Origin of the sequence: Streptomyces abyssalis, from assembly GCF_001751365.1 — a bacterium.
GTDB classification, from domain to species: Bacteria; Actinomycetota; Actinomycetes; order Streptomycetales; family Streptomycetaceae; genus Streptomyces; species Streptomyces abyssalis.
This window is the reverse complement of sequence record NZ_LJGT01000041.1, coordinates 883,336-902,250: the sequence shown is the minus strand read 5'-3', so window position 1 is coordinate 902,250 and position 18,915 is coordinate 883,336. Positions and strand designations below refer to the sequence as shown.

General features: G+C 65.7%; 19 protein-coding genes, 1 tRNA gene and 2 pseudogenes. 5 read left to right on the top strand and 17 right to left on the bottom strand.

From position 1 onward, the window contains the following. Nucleotides 1-32: 32 nt before the first annotated feature. Nucleotides 33-2,798: an ATP-dependent helicase gene (locus AN215_RS24810; protein WP_070010919.1), complete on the top strand. Its 2,766-nt coding sequence runs from the start codon at nucleotides 33-35 to the stop codon at nucleotides 2,796-2,798. A gap of 281 nt (nucleotides 2,799-3,079) precedes the next feature. Here AN215_RS24810 and AN215_RS29640 read toward each other — a convergent pair whose 3' ends face one another. Continuing rightward, a complete protein-coding gene (locus AN215_RS29640) occupies nucleotides 3,080-3,763 on the bottom strand; it encodes a DUF8548 family protein (RefSeq protein WP_488803508.1) in 684 nt (227 codons plus the stop codon). A 21-nt stretch (nucleotides 3,764-3,784) separates the two neighbouring features. On the opposite strand from AN215_RS29640, the pseudogene AN215_RS30540 reads away from it, so the two are divergent. Next, a pseudogene (locus AN215_RS30540) lies at nucleotides 3,785-4,012 on the top strand (VOC family protein); the annotation flags it as partial. A gap of 95 nt (nucleotides 4,013-4,107) precedes the next feature. On the opposite strand, the gene AN215_RS29950 reads toward AN215_RS30540, so the two are convergent. The 5 genes from AN215_RS29950 to AN215_RS24790 form a co-directional block, all read right to left on the bottom strand. After that, complete coding sequence (locus tag AN215_RS29950) at nucleotides 4,108-4,404, bottom strand: hypothetical protein (protein ID WP_171904273.1); 297 nt, start codon at nucleotides 4,402-4,404, stop codon at nucleotides 4,108-4,110. A 472-nt stretch (nucleotides 4,405-4,876) separates the two neighbouring features. After that, nucleotides 4,877-5,365 carry an HNH endonuclease gene (locus AN215_RS28895; RefSeq protein ID WP_171904272.1) on the bottom strand — a complete coding sequence of 163 codons (489 nt, stop codon included), beginning with the start codon at nucleotides 5,363-5,365 and terminating at the stop codon, nucleotides 4,877-4,879. Nucleotides 5,366-6,445: 1,080 nt separating this feature from the next. After that, nucleotides 6,446-6,784 carry a hypothetical protein gene (locus AN215_RS28890; protein ID WP_338057939.1) on the bottom strand — a complete coding sequence of 113 codons (339 nt, stop codon included), beginning with the start codon at nucleotides 6,782-6,784 and terminating at the stop codon, nucleotides 6,446-6,448. A gap of 14 nt (nucleotides 6,785-6,798) precedes the next feature. Next, nucleotides 6,799-7,077: a hypothetical protein gene (locus AN215_RS24795; protein WP_070010922.1), complete on the bottom strand. Its 279-nt coding sequence runs from the start codon at nucleotides 7,075-7,077 to the stop codon at nucleotides 6,799-6,801. Next, nucleotides 7,067-7,639, bottom strand: a complete 573-nt coding sequence (locus AN215_RS24790) for a bifunctional DNA primase/polymerase (protein ID WP_070011369.1) — start codon at nucleotides 7,637-7,639, stop codon at nucleotides 7,067-7,069. Before AN215_RS24790 ends, AN215_RS24795 begins: the two co-directional genes overlap by 11 nt. Nucleotides 7,640-7,881: 242 nt before the next feature. On the opposite strand from AN215_RS24790, the pseudogene AN215_RS30960 reads away from it, so the two are divergent. Together AN215_RS30960 and AN215_RS30955 are read left to right on the top strand one after the other, a co-directional pair. Beyond that, a pseudogene (locus AN215_RS30960) lies at nucleotides 7,882-8,589 on the top strand (NsdA family TPR-like regulatory protein); the annotation flags it as partial. A 91-nt stretch (nucleotides 8,590-8,680) separates the two neighbouring features. Next, entirely contained in the window at nucleotides 8,681-9,283 is a 603-nt protein-coding gene (locus AN215_RS30955; protein ID WP_488803507.1) for an NsdA family TPR-like regulatory protein, read from the top strand. 9 nt (nucleotides 9,284-9,292) lie between these two features. Here the strand turns inward: AN215_RS30955 and AN215_RS24780 are convergent, their stop codons facing one another. Next, nucleotides 9,293-10,219: an aminoglycoside phosphotransferase family protein gene (locus tag AN215_RS24780; RefSeq protein WP_070010923.1), complete on the bottom strand. Its 927-nt coding sequence runs from the start codon at nucleotides 10,217-10,219 to the stop codon at nucleotides 9,293-9,295. A gap of 40 nt (nucleotides 10,220-10,259) precedes the next feature. On the opposite strand from AN215_RS24780, the gene AN215_RS29945 reads away from it, so the two are divergent. Beyond that, nucleotides 10,260-10,400 (top strand) — tRNA-Arg (locus AN215_RS29945). A gap of 299 nt (nucleotides 10,401-10,699) precedes the next feature. On the opposite strand, the gene AN215_RS24775 is transcribed toward AN215_RS29945, so the two are convergent. Genes AN215_RS24775 through AN215_RS24730 form a run of 10 tightly spaced genes read right to left on the bottom strand, consistent with a single transcriptional unit; the run spans nucleotide 10,700 to nucleotide 18,505 of the window. Beyond that, nucleotides 10,700-10,990 carry a hypothetical protein gene (locus AN215_RS24775; RefSeq protein ID WP_070010924.1) on the bottom strand — a complete coding sequence of 97 codons (291 nt, stop codon included), beginning with the start codon at nucleotides 10,988-10,990 and terminating at the stop codon, nucleotides 10,700-10,702. 12 nt (nucleotides 10,991-11,002) lie between these two features. After that, complete coding sequence (locus tag AN215_RS24770) at nucleotides 11,003-12,685, bottom strand: Na(+)/H(+) antiporter subunit D (RefSeq protein ID WP_216093829.1); 1,683 nt, start codon at nucleotides 12,683-12,685, stop codon at nucleotides 11,003-11,005. Beyond that, nucleotides 12,678-13,007 carry a hypothetical protein gene (locus AN215_RS24765; RefSeq protein WP_070010926.1) on the bottom strand — a complete coding sequence of 110 codons (330 nt, stop codon included), beginning with the start codon at nucleotides 13,005-13,007 and terminating at the stop codon, nucleotides 12,678-12,680. Before AN215_RS24765 ends, AN215_RS24770 begins: the two co-directional genes overlap by 8 nt. Next, nucleotides 13,004-14,482 carry a proton-conducting transporter transmembrane domain-containing protein gene (locus AN215_RS24760; RefSeq protein WP_216093830.1) on the bottom strand — a complete coding sequence of 493 codons (1,479 nt, stop codon included), beginning with the start codon at nucleotides 14,480-14,482 and terminating at the stop codon, nucleotides 13,004-13,006. The genes AN215_RS24765 and AN215_RS24760 overlap by 4 nt, the downstream gene beginning before the upstream one ends. Then, a complete protein-coding gene (locus tag AN215_RS24755; protein WP_070010928.1) occupies nucleotides 14,479-15,954 on the bottom strand; it encodes a monovalent cation/H+ antiporter subunit D family protein in 1,476 nt (491 codons plus the stop codon). Before AN215_RS24755 ends, AN215_RS24760 begins: the two co-directional genes overlap by 4 nt. Continuing rightward, nucleotides 15,951-16,382, bottom strand: a complete 432-nt coding sequence (locus AN215_RS24750; protein ID WP_070010929.1) for a cation:proton antiporter subunit C — start codon at nucleotides 16,380-16,382, stop codon at nucleotides 15,951-15,953. The genes AN215_RS24755 and AN215_RS24750 overlap by 4 nt, the downstream gene beginning before the upstream one ends. Beyond that, entirely contained in the window at nucleotides 16,379-17,371 is a 993-nt protein-coding gene (locus AN215_RS24745; RefSeq protein ID WP_070010930.1) for a DUF4040 domain-containing protein, read from the bottom strand. The genes AN215_RS24750 and AN215_RS24745 overlap by 4 nt, the downstream gene beginning before the upstream one ends. Continuing rightward, entirely contained in the window at nucleotides 17,371-17,691 is a 321-nt protein-coding gene (mnhG, locus tag AN215_RS24740; RefSeq protein ID WP_216093831.1) for a monovalent cation/H(+) antiporter subunit G, read from the bottom strand. The genes AN215_RS24745 and mnhG overlap by 1 nt, the downstream gene beginning before the upstream one ends. After that, complete coding sequence (locus tag AN215_RS24735; protein WP_216093832.1) at nucleotides 17,688-17,972, bottom strand: MrpF/PhaF family protein; 285 nt, start codon at nucleotides 17,970-17,972, stop codon at nucleotides 17,688-17,690. The genes mnhG and AN215_RS24735 overlap by 4 nt, the downstream gene beginning before the upstream one ends. Beyond that, nucleotides 17,969-18,505 (bottom strand): Na+/H+ antiporter subunit E, encoded by a 537-nt coding sequence (locus AN215_RS24730; RefSeq protein ID WP_079123386.1) that lies wholly within the window; start codon nucleotides 18,503-18,505, stop codon nucleotides 17,969-17,971. The genes AN215_RS24735 and AN215_RS24730 overlap by 4 nt, the downstream gene beginning before the upstream one ends. Between the last annotated feature and the right edge of the window lie 410 nt (nucleotides 18,506-18,915).

The window sequence follows — 18,915 nt, the reverse complement described above, 5'->3', positions numbered from 1 at the left end:
CGGCACCAACTTCAGCCAATCCGGGGGGAACAATGCAGTTCACGGACGCCCAGCGCGCCGCTATCGGCACCCACGACGATGATCTCCTCATCGTCGCCTGCGCTGGGTCCGGCAAGACGGAGGTGATCTCACAGCGGATCGCCGGCCTGATCGGGCGGCCCGGCGTTCAGCCCAGGCACATCGTCGCCTTCACCTTCACCGAGAAGGCTGCAGGCGAGCTGAAGGAGCGTGTGCACGCGCGGATCCGTGAACTCCACGGCGAGGTGCACGGCCTCGCTGAGATGTACATCGGCACCATGCACGGGTACGCACTGGACCTGCTGCACAGCCACGTGCCCGAGGCGTTCAAGTACAACGTCCTCAATGACGTGCAGACCCGACTGATCATCGACAAGTACAGCACCAGGTCAGGACTGACCACGACAAACGCAGTCGTTAACGGCACCTCGAAGCCCCTGCGGCGCTGGGTCAACTCCAAGCTGTACCAGCAGGTCATGTCGATCCTTCGGGAGGACGATGTGGACCTGGACGGACTCCGCCCCGATGTAGCGGATGGACTCGACAAGTACATGCGACTCCTCAGCGAGCGCGCGTACTTCGACTACACGGCCATTCTCCACAACGCCGCCGTTCTGCTGAACGACGACAACGACGAAGGTGACGAGTCCGTGCTGAGCCTGCAGCGGCACGTCAAGGAAACCGTTAAATACGTCGTCGTCGACGAATACCAGGACACCAACCCGATCCAGGAACAGATGATCCGTGGGCTCACCCGCTACGGGGCGAACCTTTGCGTGGTCGGCGACGACGACCAGACGATCTACCAGTGGCGCGGCAGCGCCGTCGAGAACATCCTCACGATCGAGAACCGCTACGAGGATGTCCGACGTGTCACTCTGAATGAGAACTTCCGCTCCAGTCCCGCCATCGTCGACCTCGCACGCCGCATCGTCGAGGAGATTCCCCTAGGCGAGCGCCTCAGTAAGGCCATGACGGCCGCAGGCCACCAGACTTTCGAGCGCGGCGACCTACTAGCGCTCGAGTTCCCCGACACGGATGCCGAAGCCGCCTGGCTCGTCGATCGCATGGAGCGGTTGCGCGGCGTCGCGTTCCAGGACCGCGAAGGCGGCGATCCGCGTGGACTCGACTGGTCCGACTTCGCCGTCCTGTTCCGCTCCGTCAGGGCTGACGCCGGCCCGCTCGTCAAAGAGCTCCGCCGCCGCGACATCCCGTACGTCATCAAGGGCCTTACCAAGCTCTTCGAAACACCGGAGGTGCAGGCCGCCGTCGCCTGCTTCCGGTTCGTTGCCGGAGAAGCTGATGAGCAGGACGTCATCGACGCATGGCTCGGCGCCGGCGTCGGGCTAGCGGAGTCCGACGTCCGAGCCGGACTTCCCGTGCTCACCACGACCATGCAGTGGGACGCCTCCAAGCCCTGGGATTCCACCACACTCCAAGGCGTCTTCCTTGATTTCCTAGAAGCCGTGGGGCTGCGCGAGGAGCGTGTCCCGCAGGAGCGAGGCGAACTCGTCTACTACAACCTCGGCCGACTCTCCACCGCGATCGGAGACTTCGAGCGCATCCACCTTACCAGCGAACCTCAGCAGCGGTTCGACGCGTTCGCGAAGTGGGTTGAGTACCAGGCGCCCAATTACTACGAGGAGTCCGACGGGGACAACGGCTACGCTCAGCCCAACGCTGTCGTCATCGCCACTGTCCATCAGGCCAAGGGCATGCAGTGGCCTGCCGTCTTCCTGCCCGCCCTGCGCAAGAACACCTTTCCCGCCTCCGGCCGAGGCGGTCTCGGCGTCTTTCACGTGGTCGAGGAGAACCTCGTTCCAGGCGCAGCCCGCTATCGTGGCACGGAAGCGGACGAGCGTCGTCTCTTCTACGTCGCAGTCACTCGTGCCCAGAAGTACTTGGCACTCACCTTCGCCCCCAGCAAGAAGCGCACCGGCAAGAAGCGCTCGGGCTTCTTCAACGAGGCCACGCAGGTCCACACCCTCCTGACCCGCGAGATCTCCCCGCCCCCCGACGGCCGACTCACGCCTGCGCCCATGCGCGGCATCCCCGAGGTCGTCATGTCCTTCTCGGACCTGAAGTACCTTTTCGAGTGCCCGTACTCCTTCAAGCTCCGTCTGCTCTACGGCTTCGACTCGCCCCTGCAGAAGGAACTCGGCTTCGGCAAGTCTCTGCACGACGTCATGGCGGAGATCCACAAGCGCGCCATCGAGGGTGACATCGCCGCTTCAGAGGAAGCAGCGGACCTCGTGGACCGCCATCTCAACCTTCCCTTTGCGAACAAGGCCGCCGCCGACCAACTCCGCCCCGCTGCTGAGATAGCTGTGCGGCGTTACCTGGAGCGCCATGGTGCGACCCTGGACCAGACGAGGTACTCCGAGCAGGTCGTAGAGATCCACCCGGTCCCCGGTGTCACCGTGACCGGACGCGTTGACCTGATCAAGCGACTCGACACGAATGAGACGTCGGTCGTCGACTTCAAGTCCAGCGAGCGCGCCCAGGCCGAGGACCTGACCCGTGACCAGCTGCACCTATACGTGCTCGGCTACCGAGAGCTGACCGGAGAGAACGCAGACGTCGTTGAGGTCCTCAACCTCGACAAGGCAGGGCGTGACACCCGCGAGCTAGTGGATCCCCAAGTCATGACCTCGCTCGGCAAGCGGGTCACGGGGGCAGCAGATTCACTGCGGACGAACCAGATGGCCCGCCTAGACAACTGGTGCTCGTCCTGCGCCAACTGCGACTTCGTAGGAATTTGCCGCAGCCGCGAGAGCTGACAGACACAGATCGGTTTCAGGGGGGAATCGCTACGGCCTCCGGAGCAAAATCCGTGAGGCCGCCTGACATCGACAGTGACATCAACGGCGTCGGGCTGGAGCGGATCAGACCGGTGCCTTGCGAAGGCACGTGCGCAAGGCTGGATCGAGAGGCCAGGACCGGGCGAACCATACGGTCGAACTCCTAAGCGGTGATCCGAGGCCGTGGAAGCCAAGCGGCGGAGTCGCGTGGCCATGGTGGTCTCCTTGGTCTCGCAGCGTCGTGCACGCATTCGCCGCAGTCAGAAGTCCCGCTGGTGCTTCCAGATCGCATGATCAAGCTCCCACGGTGTGCAACCCAGGCGTGCCGCAGCCTCAGTGATGAGTTTGATCGCTTCCAAAGTGGTCACAGTCCGATGCAGCACCACTCGCAGCCATCGGAGAACCATGCGGTCCGGCTTGATGCAATTGTCGTCCCCCATGAGCATCCACAGGTAGGCAAGACGTGCACCGGAGCCATGGCCGGCAACCTTCGCCAGGTCATGCTCTACGGCCCCCAGCTTTTCCAAGTCACCGAAAAGTGCGTTGACATCGGCAAGGGTTGTGATGCCGTGGGCTACCAAGATCTCGGCATACTTGCAGGCAGCCTCTGCCTTCAGTGGGGCATCGCGGTTTGCCCGTATGCGCTGCCTGTTCCGCAAGACCTCGGAAGAGAAAGCCGCTTCACCGTGGGTCCGAATGTGCGTGACGAAGCCCTGAAGTGGCTGCTCGTTGGGTACCGGGAGATGCTCGCTGCCTGACAGCGGAACTGAGATGCCAGCCCAGGCCGAGTAGCGGTGGCAGGTGGGAATCGTGTGTCGCTCATAGTGGGCATTGATTGAGAACACGGCGTCCAAGACACACAGGGAGGTATGAGCCCAACGAGGGCCTCGCGGTTTGAGTACCAGATTCTCAGCAGCAGCGACTACCCGTCCTCTCTCGTCCATCGATCCCCCAATGATGAAACGGACGGGCACAGTCGGCTCGTCGAGCTGGCGAAGTACCGCAGCCCCGCGGTGGTTAGCGCCGGACCACGCAACCGGCTGCACAACATTCTGGGCAAGTACCGAGTCATGTTCGCCGTCGACGACATCGAGGACGCCGTTGCCCGCCTACGCCCTCACGGCGCCGAACTCGTCGGCGAGATCGCCCGGTTCGAGGCCAGCTATCTGCTCTGTTGCCTCCGCGGCTCGGAGCTACCGCTAAGCCCAGGTGGGCCCGCTCGGCGCGCGAGCAACCGGCACTCACGAACCAAGCGGATGCAGGAGATCCGTACAGCAGGGCAAGGTTTTCAGCCGGTGATGGCAGCCCGGCCCAGCCTCTTCAGCACGTCATCAGGAGACACCTGCGAGTCTCGCAACTTCTCATATCCGGCAACGACCTCATCCGGGTCCAAGCCTGCCTCTCGTGCCTTGCTACGCAGGTCAGCAAGGTCGATGGCATCCCTAAGCGCCTGCTGCGCGGCTTCGGCGTCCCGCTGCTGCATCCGCTTGGCCGCTTCCTGTTGACCACGCCTCCACAGGTACCACCCTCCGCCAGCTCCGCCTCCACAGAGGGCACCAGCGGCGGCGAAGAAGAGAATGGGCATCTCCGGTCCTTTCGTTGCTGCTCATAGGCTGCCATGTCTGTGCCACCAACGAGGGCGAAATCTAGGCAGCTGACGAGCTCCAAAGCTTCGATGCCACCTGCGCGACTTCGGCAGATGACTACGAGCGCACGCAACAAGTGTCGGGCCACGTGTCCGCTCGTAAGTCGCAGGCGCCGTGACGGTCAACGTCGAACTTGGGCATGGCACAGGAGGTGATGGACTTCCTCGCCGACAAGAGCGTGTTGACGATCGGGCACGCGCCCACAAGCCGAGGCTGCTGCCTGCCTCACGTCTGCTGCCGAGTGCCGCGCTCGCTTGTCTGTGTACCTAGACCGGCTGATGGATCCGAGAGGTGACCTTCACGCTTGGCTCGGGGAATTCGACCTCACCACCTATATATCAAGATCAAGCCCAATGAGCTGCAGCGCAACACGGACGCTGGATTGCGAACCAGTAGCACTTAGCCGGACCACTAAGCATCCGATTGGGATTCGATCTCATCGTGCATCCACGCTACTGAAATACCGGCAGCCATAAGTATCGGCTGCAAGTCAGCCCAAGCAATTCCGGAGTTTTGTGGCCACCAATCCGAGACTATCCTGTCAAACTTGCCGCCAGTTCCGCGATTGCACGTCCAACAAGTTGCCACCAGATTGTCGTACGTCCATGGGCCGCCGCGCGCGCGGGGCCATACGTGGTCTATCTCTTCTGCAACCTTCTTGCAATAGATGCATCTTCCGTTGGTCTTCGCGAGTATCTCTTGGCGTGTCGTGCCGTCATGGTCGACCCCATCACGCACGTGCTGACGCTTGGCTTCGTATTGGAGAAACTTATCTCGATTGTTGGCGTAGTATTCCTTCCTGTAGTTGCGGAAATACTCGCGATTCCGTTCACGATACTCCCTGTCGTAGGCTGGGTTCTCCCTCTTCCATCTTTCCTTGTATGCCTTGATCTCCCGCACCCTGCCCATATTACGTTCCTTTTGACGGGATAGGACTCGAAGGCGATTCACGGCATAGTATTCCCGGTCATAAGCTAACCGTGTTTCTCGATTTTGTGCATAGTAGCGTCGAGAGCGTTTGTGGTCACACTCTCTACAGGTGCTGCGGACTCCGTATTTCCCACCTCTATGCTTGTTGAATTCTTCGAGGCTCTTGATGCTTCCGCACCTGTTGCACATTCGCTCTGCAACTTCAGAGTTCCCTTTCATGCGTGCACACGTCCCATATTCCTGGGCCACAATCGAGCCAACGAGGTCACTCGGTCAGGCTGTGACGTGGCCAGCGCCACGCCGGCCACGTAGGCGAGCGCAGTACAGCGGCTGCAGTCGGTCTTGGATGAGCCCATCCTGGTGTTCAGACCGACCTCCCCACGGTCTGGCAGATGCTGATATTATGCTCAACTCAGCATGAAAGCACCTTTATCGCGAAACTAGTACCGCTAGCAGGCTCTCGGCATGGTGCGCCCGGCCCTGCTACCCAGACCTCGAAGCTCTTGCAGCTCTCACGCGGCGTAATGGTGATCATGGCAGCGGCAGCAGCGTGCCCGATCCGACGGGGACTCACAGGAAGAGCAGTCGTCTGAGGGGCGAGAGCGGAGCGGGCTGACACGCAGCTTGGTCGCAGCAAGGCCGGGTGAGTAGGCGTCGGCCATCGGTTCGTCTTCCGACCCAAGAGCCGATAGCCCAGAACCGTCGGTCTCCGGCTTTGTGTCGATCGCGAGGTCCGCCCTATGTAGCACCAGCAGGGCTGAGCAAGCCCAGTCACGGGCCAGAGTTCGCACCAGGCATCCACTCGGACCTGCCGCCTCGTTCGAGCTGCGGCGCTGGGGCGCCGGTCTCGACGGGCGGCAGGTCGAACTACGCGACGGAGACCCAGTGGGAGATGCCGGCTTTGAGGTCGTCTACGGAGCCTTGACCCGGTGGTATTGATGCTCAGGGACCTTGTCGCACTGTGGGGAAAGCCAGGTACCAAGAAGCCCCGGAGACCGTCTCGTCGGCAGGAACGTGACGGATCGTGTCCCGGTCGGCTGAGGAGGAGCGCTACGCCGTCGGCGCGTCGGGCTGAGAACTGCTCGGCGGACGGGCGGCGTTACGAGCCATGTCGACGGAGAGGCCCGCCGTCAGGGCCCTGGTCAGCAGTTCTGCTGCTGACGGGCGAACTTTGCCAAGGCAGACGATTCCGTCGCCGCGCACATTGACGTCTGCCCGTAGGCCCGGCAAATCGGTTTCCAGGCCCAGAGCTCGAAGAGCATCAGCCAACGCGTCTGCCCCGCGGCGGCCGTCCATCCAGCCGCGTACGTAGGGCACATCCGATTGCAAGTCCTCGGCGCTCGGGGCGCACACGTCTCGTCGGCCTGTCATTCCGTTCACCTCGTTCACCGCTGGCATCGTTCCTATGGCCCCTCAGTGGTGTGCACGTCGCTTGGGCACTCCAGAGCCAGCCGGAGAAGCTCCGCGAGACGTTCTGCGGTGTGGGGCGCGATGCGGCCGAGCTCGATCATTCCGTGTCCGAATGCGTTCAAGTCGGCGCGCAGATAGGGGACAGCGCGTTCCATACCGGCTGCAATGAGGACGTCGCGCAGTGCTGCCATCGCATGACGCGCCGCGTACCACTCGCTGCTGTCCAGCGGTGACCAGTTCGCATCGTCCGGGCAGTCCTGCTCAGCGTTCATGAGCTACCTCCGGCAACAGGGCGTCCAGTTGGCCTTGCGGTTCGCGGAGCGTCGCTTCAAGGTCTACGCGTTCACGCTCGTACTGCTCGGCGCGGTCGACCAGAGCGGAAGTTGCCACGAGCATCGCAGCGAGTGCCGCAACCCGCGCAGGCGTGGCCTCGGGACGCCGTGTCGGAGCACGAAGCCAGGCGTATCGGTCGGCGCTCAGCGGCATTGGTCCAGGGGCGACGATCACTGAGCCTTCGTCCAGGTAGCGGTAAGAGAGGGCATCGGTCGTCTCGTTCAACACCATGCGGGCGAAGCGCTCCCGCTGACCGGACGGCAGGAAGAAGCCGGTTCGCCGCGCTGAGCGGTCCATCACAACGGGACCCATTGGCATGTTGTGGCGAGTCAGCTGCTCGAAGGTCTCCAGTCCGACTCGCTGAGCGACCGAGACCACGTCGAAGTACCGGCCGGCCGAGAGCGGGTACGGTGCCCGCGGATCGGCAGCCCAGTGCTCACGGCATGCCTCAGGGTCATCCGCGGAGGCGGACAGCCATTGGATGCCTCGCTTGCTCATCATCTGCACGTCGTCTCACCCCAGTTGGCGACGACCCCGTTGGTCGCCGTGCAACCACCTTCCGGTGAGTACCCCTGAGCTGGGGAGATGACGAGAGGTGACGTGAGGTGACGCGGCCCGCAACAGCACGTCCCCTCACATCACTTCCGAGCTGAGTGGCCGGTTATGGGCAAGGGGAAGACACCGAAGCGTGAGGTCCTTACCGTCAGACGGAGAGCAAGTAGAGGTGGAACGGGGAGGCGGTCATGACGAGTCAGAACCAGGCCGCCCGCTCTGTCGTGAACGAACTGCGTACCGCCCGAAAGCAATTGGGCTGGGGGCAAGGGCGCCTCATCGCGGAGATGCGGCGAGCCGCCGCGCGCAAAGGCGACCAGCTACCAGGCGACGCGAGCGTGAAGCGCCGAATCGCGAGCTGGGAGAACGGACACAGCGTGCCCGACGACTTCTACGGGCCCCTGGTATGTGAGGCGTTGGGGAAGTCGCCAGTCGAGTTGGGGCTTGGACATCTCCTCGCCCAAGACGCCCAGTTGTTGGACGTTCGCTATCCCCCGACCCCGGAGGACGCCTTCCACTCGGTCGACCAGCTTTGGCGTGCTGATCTGCACGGGCATGAGCCGCTGCTCCTCTCGGAAGCGTCGCAGCCGGCTTGGAGCGAGGCTTCTCTCCGTTGGCTTGTCGCACCCGAGCCGTCCTTCCCAGTGTCACCCCCGAAAGGGACTCTGCGAGTCGGCCTCGCGGATGTGGACGCGGTCAAGTCCACGAGCGACATGTTCTCGGAGATGGACGACCGGTTCGGCGGAGACCACGGTCGGCAGGCAGTCATCCAGTACCTCAGCCGCGATGTAGTCCCTTTGCTCACGGGGCAGTACACCGAAGCGGTTGGCCGCGCGTTGTTCTCCACCGTCGCTGAGTCGACGTTGCTGGCCGCCTGGATGTCGTACGACACCTGCCACCACGGATTGGCCCAGCGGTACTTCCTCCAGGCTCTCAGGCTCGCGCAGGATAGGGGACGACCGTCGGCTTGCAGGGAGCATCCTGTCGGCGATGAGTCACCAAGCCACATTCATTGGCAACTTCACGGAAGCAGCAACGCTCGCGCGTGCAGCCCGTATGGGCATCGCTGGCGTCGCAACACCGACGTTGATGGCCCAGTTCTACGCCATGGAAGCCCGCGCCCTCGCGCGCTCAGGCGATGCCCGCGGGTGCGAAACGGCTCTGGCCGAAGCAGCGAGGCTGCTGGAAAGCGTGAACAACGACGATGAACCAGAGTGGATCACCTACTTCGACCAGGCCGAACTCGCGGCAGAAGCGGCCCACTGTTTCCGAGATATCGGGAAGGCACAGACGGCGGTCAGCCAAGCCGAGAACGCCATGAGCGGTAGTCACGTACGAAGCGACTTCTTCGCCACGATGGTTCTAGCGGATGCTCACCTGGCGGCCGGCGACGCCGAAGAGGCGTGCACCATCGCGTTGGACGCCCTCGACATGGGGACTCAGCTCAAGTCCAAGCGTTGCGCCGGATACCTTGCCGAATTCCGCACCAACTTGCGGAAGTTGGGCAATGCCGCGCCCGTCCGGGACTTCCACGAGCAGGCCGCGGAGCACCGTCTGTGGCAGGAGGCCAGCGAAGTGAAGCTCCCGTACTGAGACCAGCTCTCAGTACGGCTGCCAGCCTCGTCGACTTCCTCCCGTGCGGATGTCGTGCACGCGGCGCAAGAACTCCTCTGCTGCACGCTCATTTGTGTGCACCTGCTGGCCGAGCCAGAGCGTCATCATGAGTTCGCGGAGGTCGGCCAGGACCGGGTAGCCGGGCCAGTTCATGATGTCGAAGCCGTAGTGATGCACGAAGGACTCGTACTCGCTCCGAGTGTGCCAACCGAAGCGGTCGTAGTAGAGCGCCGTGAGGATCAAGTCCCATTCACGTTGCGCGAGGCAGGCGCCGTCCAAGTCGATGAGGAGCGGGCGCCCACCCTTGTCCCGTAGCGCATTACCGACGTTGGCGTCTCCGTGAATCATCCCGAAGGGGAGCACGAAGTCGAGCTCGTCGTAGTCCTTGCGCAGCTTCTCGGCCCGCTCCTTCAAGAAGGTCCGGTCATCGTCGCCAACAGCGTCCAGGAGGCCGAGGCTGTGCCAGACCTTGGCGAAGGAATCGAAGTACGGCAGGCGCAGATCCTCCGGCTCCTCCAGCCAGTGCAACCAGCGAAGCAAGTCGCCGAGTTCGTCCAGACTCGCGTACTCCAGCGTGTCCTGAGCGTTCTCCCAGTAAGTCACCACACGGCCGCCGATGAGCACCGGCTGCTCAACCCCGGGGACGACGCGTGTGGCCGGGAAACCCTCTCCCTCAAGCCAGCGTGCGACCCGCACGGCGTGCGTCATGCTCTCCATGCTGGCCGGGTCACGGGCGATGCGTACGACCACGGGAGCTTGGGCGAGGCGATAGACGGCGTTGGAGCCCAGACGCAGCAGCTCCGCATCCGAGGGCTCGAACCCGGCCGTCGCACAGGCTTCGCGGAGGACAGCCTCCGCGCTCTCCGCAGTGAACTCCCCAGCCCCGTTCTGGGACTCACCTTCGCCTGAGACCATCCCGTCGACGCTACTTGCCTCAAGAAGCGGGTGACAGACCGCCCACGTAGTAATGGCGTAATGATCTTGATGCGAGCACCGCATCGCGATGCAGAACCCGCAGGTCAACGACCTACGCGCCAGCCAGCTTCCCCGGCCTCCGGAGCCGTGTGCGCAGGTTCGAATCCTGCCGGGGGTACCAACAGCATCTACACGAATGGGAGTGGCCTGCTGAGCAGGCCGCTTTCGTGTAGGTGGCGTGGTGTCTGTGATCCTTTCCGCTGCCTGGGCGATGTCGGTCAGGTAGTCGGCTGGCAGTTTGATGCTGATGTCGGCCCTCGCCGCTGCCCGGGTGGTGGCGGACGGTGAGCTGGGTGATCTCGAACAATTTCCGCAGCAGCTCTTCGGGCGCCTTGGTGAGCTTCAAGGTGAGGTAGGGCAGGGCGTCGAGGAGGTCGGCGTGCTGCGAGCGGAGCAGCTGATTGACTCCTGCCTGCCGCGTTATTTCAGACAGGACCCGCTGCTCGCTCGGATCATCGACGAGAGGTATGCCGACCGACTGAGCGTGGTGCCCGACCAGTTGGTGTCCGACTGCCTGCGGCTGGGCCGCCCCAAGCCGTTCTCCGTTACTCCGAACTGCACCATCGTGGAGATCGCCGAGCTGATGGCGCGTACCGGCTCCCCGGTCGTGGCGGTGATGGACAGGATACCGACGGCACGCCCCTGCTCGTCGGGGCGGTCACCGCCGCCCGGCTCCTGGAGCGGCTCCGGCAGGGTACGCCCGCGTGACAATCCCGCCGGACGCTACAGCAAGGCCAGCAGGAGCACGCCGCCCAGCAGCAGTACGGCCCACCAGACCATCGAGTGGGTCGACCACGGTGCGATGACCCTGCCGTTCACAGACGATCGGACCGTCGTGTCCCACAGGGCCGTGGCGCAGTGGCCCAGCGGCGTGCCGACGGTCCGGCGCAGCCGGGGCACGGTTCGGGTCAGGGCGTTCCAGCCGGCGGGGAGGGCACGGCGGTAGACCGCGTCGGCGTCGAGGTTCACCGAGCGGAGCTCCGGGGGGTAGAGGCCGGTGCGGACCAGCAAGGTGAAGGCCATCGAGGCGAGCAGCAGCAGTTGCAGCTGGTTGATCACGTGGGGCGCCGTGTAGGGCGCGTAGTCCATGGTGTGCGGCAAGAGCTCGTAGAAGAGGTTCGGCGCCACCCCGATGCCGACGCAGAGCACCGCGGCCATCGTCATCGCCACCCGCATGTTCAGCGGTGCCTCGGGAACCCGGAACCCCCGGTCGTGGGCGAAGAAGGCGAAATAGGGGATCTTGATCCCGGCGTGGTGGAACACACCGGCGGAGGCGAACAGCAGCAGGAGCCAGACCACGGTCCGGTGTTCCTGTCCGACCGCCTCCATGATCAGCGACTTGGTGGCGAACCCGGAGAAGAGGGGAAACGCGGAGATGGATGCCGCACCGATCATGCACAGCACCGTGGTCTGCGGCATGGACTTGTAGAGCCCGCCGAGTTCGGAGCCCTTGACGGTGCCCGTACGCAGCAGCACGGCACCCATGGCCATGAACAGCAGGCTCTTGAACACCATGTCCGCCACGGCGTGCGCGCTCGCGCCGTTCACTCCGAGCGCGCCGCCGATCCCGACCCCCGCGACCATGAACCCGAGCTGGTTGATCATGCTGTACGCCAGGACGCGGCGCAGATCGTTCTCGATGACGGCGTAGAAGATCGGGAACACGGTCATGACCACGCCGACCCAGATCAGCATTTCGGTGCCCGGGAAGCCGCGCGCCAGCACGTAGACCGCGAGCTTCGTCGTGAACGGCGACAGCGCCACCGTGCCGACGACGGTCGCCTCCGGGTAGGTGTCGGTCAGCCACGCGTGCAGCAACGGGAAGGCGCACTTGAGCCCCACCCCCGCGAGGATCAGCGCGTCGCCGGGGCCGTTCAGCCCGAGATAGCTGAACTCCAGGCCGTGGCCCTCCTGGACGCGCAGTGCCGTTCCGGCCAGCAACAGCAGGCCGGAGATCAGTTGCGCGACCAGGTATCGCATGCCCGCGCGGTAGCTGCGCTCCGTACGCCCCGCCCAGATCAGGAAGGCTGACGACAGACCGGCGAGCTCCCAGAACACGAACAGCGTCAGGAGGTCGCCGGCCAGGGCGCCGCCGACCGCGGTGCCCGCGTACGCGAGTATCACCGCCTGCTGCAGGGAGTCCCTCAGGTGCAGGGCGTAGACCGAGGTCAGCAGCGCGGCGACCAGGAAGCCGGTGGCGAACAGCCGGGACAGGGCGTCCACCCGCACCGGGGTCAGTTCCAGGCCGAAGAGCGCGAAGGAGGCACTGGTGCCTTCGGGCAGCAGCCACAGCATGACCAGGCCTGCCACCGGCAGCGACAGGATCAGCGCCTGGCGCAGTCGGCCGCCGCGCAGCAACGGCACACCGGCCGCGCCGAGGATCAGCAGCAGAGCGGGGCTAGTCATCATCGCGGTTCCGTCCCGGCAGTTCCTCGACGCTCTCGTCCCGTTCCGGCGGCTCGTAGTAGTCCTCGTCGCGCCGCAGCCACCTCCGCAGCCCCTTCGCCGCGAGCACCAGCCCCACGCTGCCGGTGAAGCCGTAGACGGCGTAGAAACCGGGCCAGTGCTCGACGGAGAAGTGCGGGTGCTTGGTGTAGAAGATGTCGGCTGCCAGCGCCAGCAGGCACAGGAGGGCGAGGCCGTACACGATGCGGGTCACGTTGCGCGGATCGTCCAGCCAGCGCCGGTCGTCGTCCTGGTGGAACTCGTTGGGGTGTTCGTCGTTCACGGCAGCTCCAGAGTCCCGGCCAGCGGATCAATCAGGGCCTGCGCACCGAAGAACAGGGCGACGCAGCCGAGCGCGGTGAGGACCAGTGGTACGGCCATCACGGGCGCCGCCTCACCGTGCGGCAGAGGGCCATCGGGTGGCCGAAGGAACGCCCGCACCGCGATCGGCATCAGATACGCGACGGCGAGCAGCGAGCCCAGCAGCAGCACCGTGAGCGGCACGACCTGGTCCGCCTCGGCCGTGCCCAGCAGCATCAGCCACTTGCTCCAGGTGCCGCCCGTGGGCGGAAGGCCGATGATCGAGACCGACGCCACCAGGAACGCGGCGAACGTCCACGGCATGGTGCGGCCGAGCCCGTCGAGTTCGCTGACCAGGGTTTTCCCGGCCGTGACGGCGATGGCCCCAGCGCACAGGAACAGGGTGATCTTGGCTACCGCGTGGGTGACCATGTGGAGGGCGGCGCCCTCTGTCGCAACCTCGTCGGCCAGGGTGACGGCCAGCACGATGTAAGCGAGCTGGCTGACCGTGGAATAGGCCAGCCGCCGCTTGAGGTTGTCGGACCGCACCGCGACCACGGCGGCGGCAATCAGCGTGAAGGCCGCCACCCACGTCACCGGCCGCGCGGCGCCGCTGTCCCGCAGCGTGTCAAGGCCGAATACGTACACGGCGACCTTGAGGACCGTGAAGACGCCGGCCTTGACCACGGCCACCGCGTGCAGCAGCGCCGACACCGGGGCGGGGGCCACCATGGCTGCGGGCAGCCAGCGGTGCACCGGCATCAGCGCGGCCTTTCCGATGCCGAACATGTAGAGGGCGAACAGCAGGGTGAGCACCCCGGACCCGGCTTCGCCGCCCAGCAGACCGCCGAGCCGGAAGTCGGTGGTGCCGGCCAGCACCCAGGTCCACACGATCGCGGGCAGCAGCAGCCCGAGGGAGGTGACCAGCAGCACCAGCGCGTAGGTGCGCGCGCCGCGCCGCGCCGCTCCGTTGCCGCTGTGGGCGACCAGGGGCCAGGTCACCAGGGTCATGACCTCGTAACCGATGAGGAGCGTGATCAGGTTGCCCGACAACGCGATCCACATCGCGGAGGCGATCGTCAGCGCGAAGTAGGCGAAGAACCGCGCGTGGGCGGGCTCCCGCGCCGCCCGCAGATAGCCGGCCGTGTACACGGTGGTCACCGGCCAGAGCACGGCGGCGACCGAGGCGAACAGCAGCCCGAGCGGTTCGAGCACGAACTCCAGCGACAGGCCGGGCAGCCACGTCCACAGCTCGAAGCGCGGCCCGCGCTCCGCCGCGGGCCACAGCGAGAACACCGTGCCCGCCAGCGCGAGTCCGCAGACAACCGAGGCCACGTCACGGGCGACCGGCCGGTCCCGCAGCAGCAGTACGGCACCGCAGGCCAGCAGGGGAAGAGCCACCGCGACTGGCAGTGCGGTGGCCTGATCGGGGGAGGTCCAGCCGGTGAACACGCTCACCCACCTCCCGTTCCGAGCAGCGCTGAGGCCGCAGCGTCGGCGAGACGGTCGGGCAGCGTCGGATCGATGCCGAAGTACAGCGACAGCAAGGCGAGGAACCACACCGCAGCAACCATCGACGTCGCAGGACGCACGGGCTCGGCGCCCTCGGGCGGCTCGCGGAACCAGGCGATCTCGACGACCCGTCCGACGTAGAACACGGCGAGCAGGGAGCTGGCCAGCAGCGCGCCGAGCACGAGCCACTGGTCCCGCTCGACGAGCGCCGCAACCAGCGCCCATTTGCTGACGAATCCCGCGGTCGGCGGCACCCCGATCAGGCCGAGGCCGGCTACCACGAACGCAGCGAAGGTCCACGGCATACGGCGGCCGATCCCGGCAAGCGCCGAAAGCTGAACCGAGCCGAGCCGTATCAGCAGCAGTCCGGCCGTCCCGAAGAGGGCAGCCTTGGTCACCGCGTGCGCCATGATGTGCAGATACGCCGCCGAGAGCCCGGCCGTCGTGGCCAGCGCGACCCCGGCCATGATGTAGCCGATCTGCGCGATGCTGGACCAGGCGAGCAGATACCGCAGATCGTTCTGCAGGCACGCGGCGGCGGACGCCACCAACATCGCCACAGCGGCCAGCAGCAGGCCGATCCGGTCTCCGGGCATCGAGTGGAACACGAGGGATGCGCCGAATACGGTGAAGGCAAACCGGCACAGCACGTAGATCGCGACCTTGGTGCTGGCGGCGGCGATGAACGTGCTTACCACGGACGGCGCTTCCGCGTAGGCCGCCGGCAGCCAGGCGTGCAGCGGGAACAGGGCCATCTTGATCGCGAGGCCGACGAACACGAACACCACCGCGGCCTGCACCGCGCGGTTGCCGCCACTGTCGCTCAGCCGCTGCGCCAGGTCGGCCATGTTCAGCGTGCCGGTGACCGCGTACGCCAGACCGATGCCGATCAGCACGAACACCGCGCCGACGCTGCCGATCACCAGGTAGCGGAATGCCGCCAGCAGCGCGCGCCTGCGCCGCCCCATGGCGATCAGCGTGTACGTGGCCAGCGAGCTGATCTCCAGGAACACGAACGCGTTGAACACGTCCCCGGTGACGGTCAGGCCCAGCAGCCCCGCCAGTGTGAGGCACAGGCATGCGTAGAGCAGCGTGCTGCGCCGGGCGTCCATCTCGGCCGCCACGCTGCGGTGGCCGTAGACCGCGGCGGCCGCGGCGCTCAGTGACACCAGCAGCAGGATCGGCGTACTGAAGTCGCCCACCACGAACTCGATGCCGGCCGGCACCGGCCAGCCGCCCATCCGATACCGCACCGGGCCGTCGTCCGCCACTTGCTCGGTGAGCAGGGCGGCGCAGGTCAGTGAGAACAGTGCGGCGGCGAGGAAGACCAGCCAGGCCGCCGTCCGGGAGCGCACGAGCACGCACAGCGGCGCGCAGGCGAGCGGGATCGTCACTTGCAGCACGGGCAGCTGGGTCATGAACCGCTGCCGTGACGGTCGGTCTTGTGGAGACTGCCCGTGCCCTTGGCGCCGGTGCTGTCGCTGTCGGCACCGTCGGGACCGGTGCTGTCGTCGTCCGTGATCTCGTCCTCCTCGACGGTGCCGTACGCCTCGAAGATGCGTACGGCCAGGGCCAGCCCCACAGCGAGGGTGGCGACCCCGACCACGATGGCGGTGAGGATCAGCACCTGGGGCAGTGGGTGCGAGTAGGCCCTGACGTCCTCGGAGATGATCGACGCGCTGCCGCCGTACCTCTTGCCGAGGCTGATGTAGAACAGGAAGACCCCGACCTGGAACAGGGACAGACCGATCAGCTTCTTCAGCAGGTTGCCGTGGCTGATGACGACGTAGAGCCCGATCAGCATGAGGGCGAAGAACGCCCAGTAGACGTAGTGCGTCGCGATCACCGGGAGACTCCTCGGGCCGCGAAGCTGAAGAAGATCGCCGTCATGACCGAGGCGACGGTGACGCCGATGGCCGTCTCGACCACCAGGATTCCGAGGTGCTGACCGCTCGCGGGGTGGTCCGGGTCGAGGACGTCGTAGTCCAGGAATGAGCCGCCGAGCAGCATCGTGGTCAGACCGAGACCGACGTAGACCAGCAGACCGAGCGAGATCAGCAGCCACAGCGCCGCGCGGGGCACCACCTGCTGGGCCTTGTCCAGGCCGAACACCAAGCCGTAGAGCACGAAACCGCTCGCGAAGATCACGCCGGCCTGAAAGCCGCCGCCGGGGCCGTAGTCGCCGTGGAAGAGGACGTACAGCGCGAACAACAGGATGAGCGGCATCAACGTGCCGGTGACGACACGGATGACACGGTAGTCGGCGAGGTGGAAGTCGGCGGGCGGTCGCACCTGCTCCGGCCGCGCGAGCGGACCGAGCAGCGACAGTACGGCGAGGCCCGCGGTGAAGACGACGACCAGCTCACCCAGGGTGTCGAGACCCCGGTAACTCGCCAGCACCGAGGTGACGGTGTTCGGGATGCCGATGTCCTTCTGGGACTCGTGCAGGTAGGTCTCGGTGATGGGGTGCCGTTGCACGGGGCTGTCGGCGGAGCCGAACTCGGGCAGGTCCAGGGCGGCGTAGGCGAGCACGCCGCCGGTCAGCAGGACGACGACCGCTCCGGGCAGACGCCGTCGGCGTGGCGTGACGGCCTCCCGTGAGCGGGTCAGCGCGAGGCCGCCGAGAAGCAGCACCGTGCTGATGCCGACGCCGACCGCGGCCTCGGTGAACGCAACGTCCACGGCGTCCAGCAGGACGAAGAGGCATGCGGTGACCAGGCTGAACAGGGCCGCCAGCATGGTGGCCCCGTACAGCGCGCGCATCCGCGTGATCGCGACAGCCGTCGCGATGAGGATGGCCAGGAGCACGGAGTGGATCAGTACGAAGGTCGTCATCAGCGGCGAGGGTCACCCTTCCGCCATACACGCACCCCGTCCCGGCGCGCGGCGTGCGCCAGGATGTGCGTCGCGGTCGGGCTGGTCAACGCCATGAAGAACAGGATTATCACCAGACGGATACCGGTCTCCCACCCGGTCGTGCGCAGCAGCAGGCCGAGCAGGATCAGGCCGGCGCCGACGGCGTCGGTGACGCCGACGGCGTGGATACGGGTGTAGAAGTCGGGGAAGCGCAGCAGGCCGACGGCCCCGGAGAGCAGGAACAAGGCACCGGCGACCAGCAGGATGCCGCTCAGCACATCGAGGACGATCAGTGTCACTCGCCTCCCTTCGAGCCGGAGCCGCTCAGCAGTTCCTTGTAGTGCGTCAGCCTCAGGACCGCGACGGTGGCAACGAAGTTGACCAGTGCGTAGAGGATGCCGATGTCGAGGAACTCAGGGCGGCCGAACAGGAAACCCACAACCGCGATGAACAGCACGGTCTTGGTGCCGAAGTTGTTGATGGCGAGGATGCGGTTGTACAGACCTGGGCCCAGGAACGCGCGCAGCAGGGCGAGGATCATGGCGACGAGCAGCGCCACCATGACGACGAGGAGGATCACCTGCGCGCCTCCGTCCGCCGCACCCGGCTCAGCATGGCTCCCTCGTCGAGCGCGTCGATGTCGGCGGCCTTCAGGCTGTGCACCTCGATGCTGTCGTCATGTACGGCGAGCGAAAGCGTACCCGGGGTCAGGGTGATCGAGTTCGCGTAGACCACCAGCGAGCGCTCCGACAGGTCGGCGGCCGGAGTCGGCTCCACCACGGGCCGCAGGTCCATACGCGGCGACCACACCTTCCGTACCACCACACATGCTGTGATGAACACCTGTCCGCTAAGCCACAGGCAGTAGCGCGGCAGACGCAGCGCGAAGGGGAGCGTCAGCCCGTGGTGGGCGAGACCGGACCGCCGGATCAGCCAGCAGACCACGACGACCGAGACCGCGCCGAGCGTCAGCAGCAGCGGGTCATAGTGCCCGGACAGAGCCAGCCAGAACAGGGCCGGAACTGGCGCCATCCGCAGAAGACTTCGGACAGCATTGACCCAGGGGCGGCGTCTGCGCTCGGCCAGTGGATTCTCGCTGTTCAGCTGGGTCATGCGCTCTTCTCACGATCGCGCCGGCCGAGCGGCCTAGCACAGGGGACGGCGGTGTGCGGGGCGAGCGCCCGCGTCGCGTCGTCCGCCGGGTGCACTGTGTCGTCGGTGAACGCACGGAAAGCTCGCCCGGACCAGCGGGTGGTTCTGGCCGACCCGGAGCGGGCCCGGTCGGCCCGGGCTCCCCGGAGCAGGTCCTCCGCCGTCACACAGCCGACCACTTTGTCATCCAGTTGTACGGTCGGCAACGTCTCGACGACATCAGCAGCATGCATGAAGTCTCCCGCCATCGAAACGCCAATACGGGCAGGCCAGGAGGCCCCCTGTCTCGATTCTCCGTTACCGCATGAGCCCGGCCAACGGCCGACGCGGACAATCAACGGCCGGGTCTCTTTGCCGACCGTCGGCAAAGA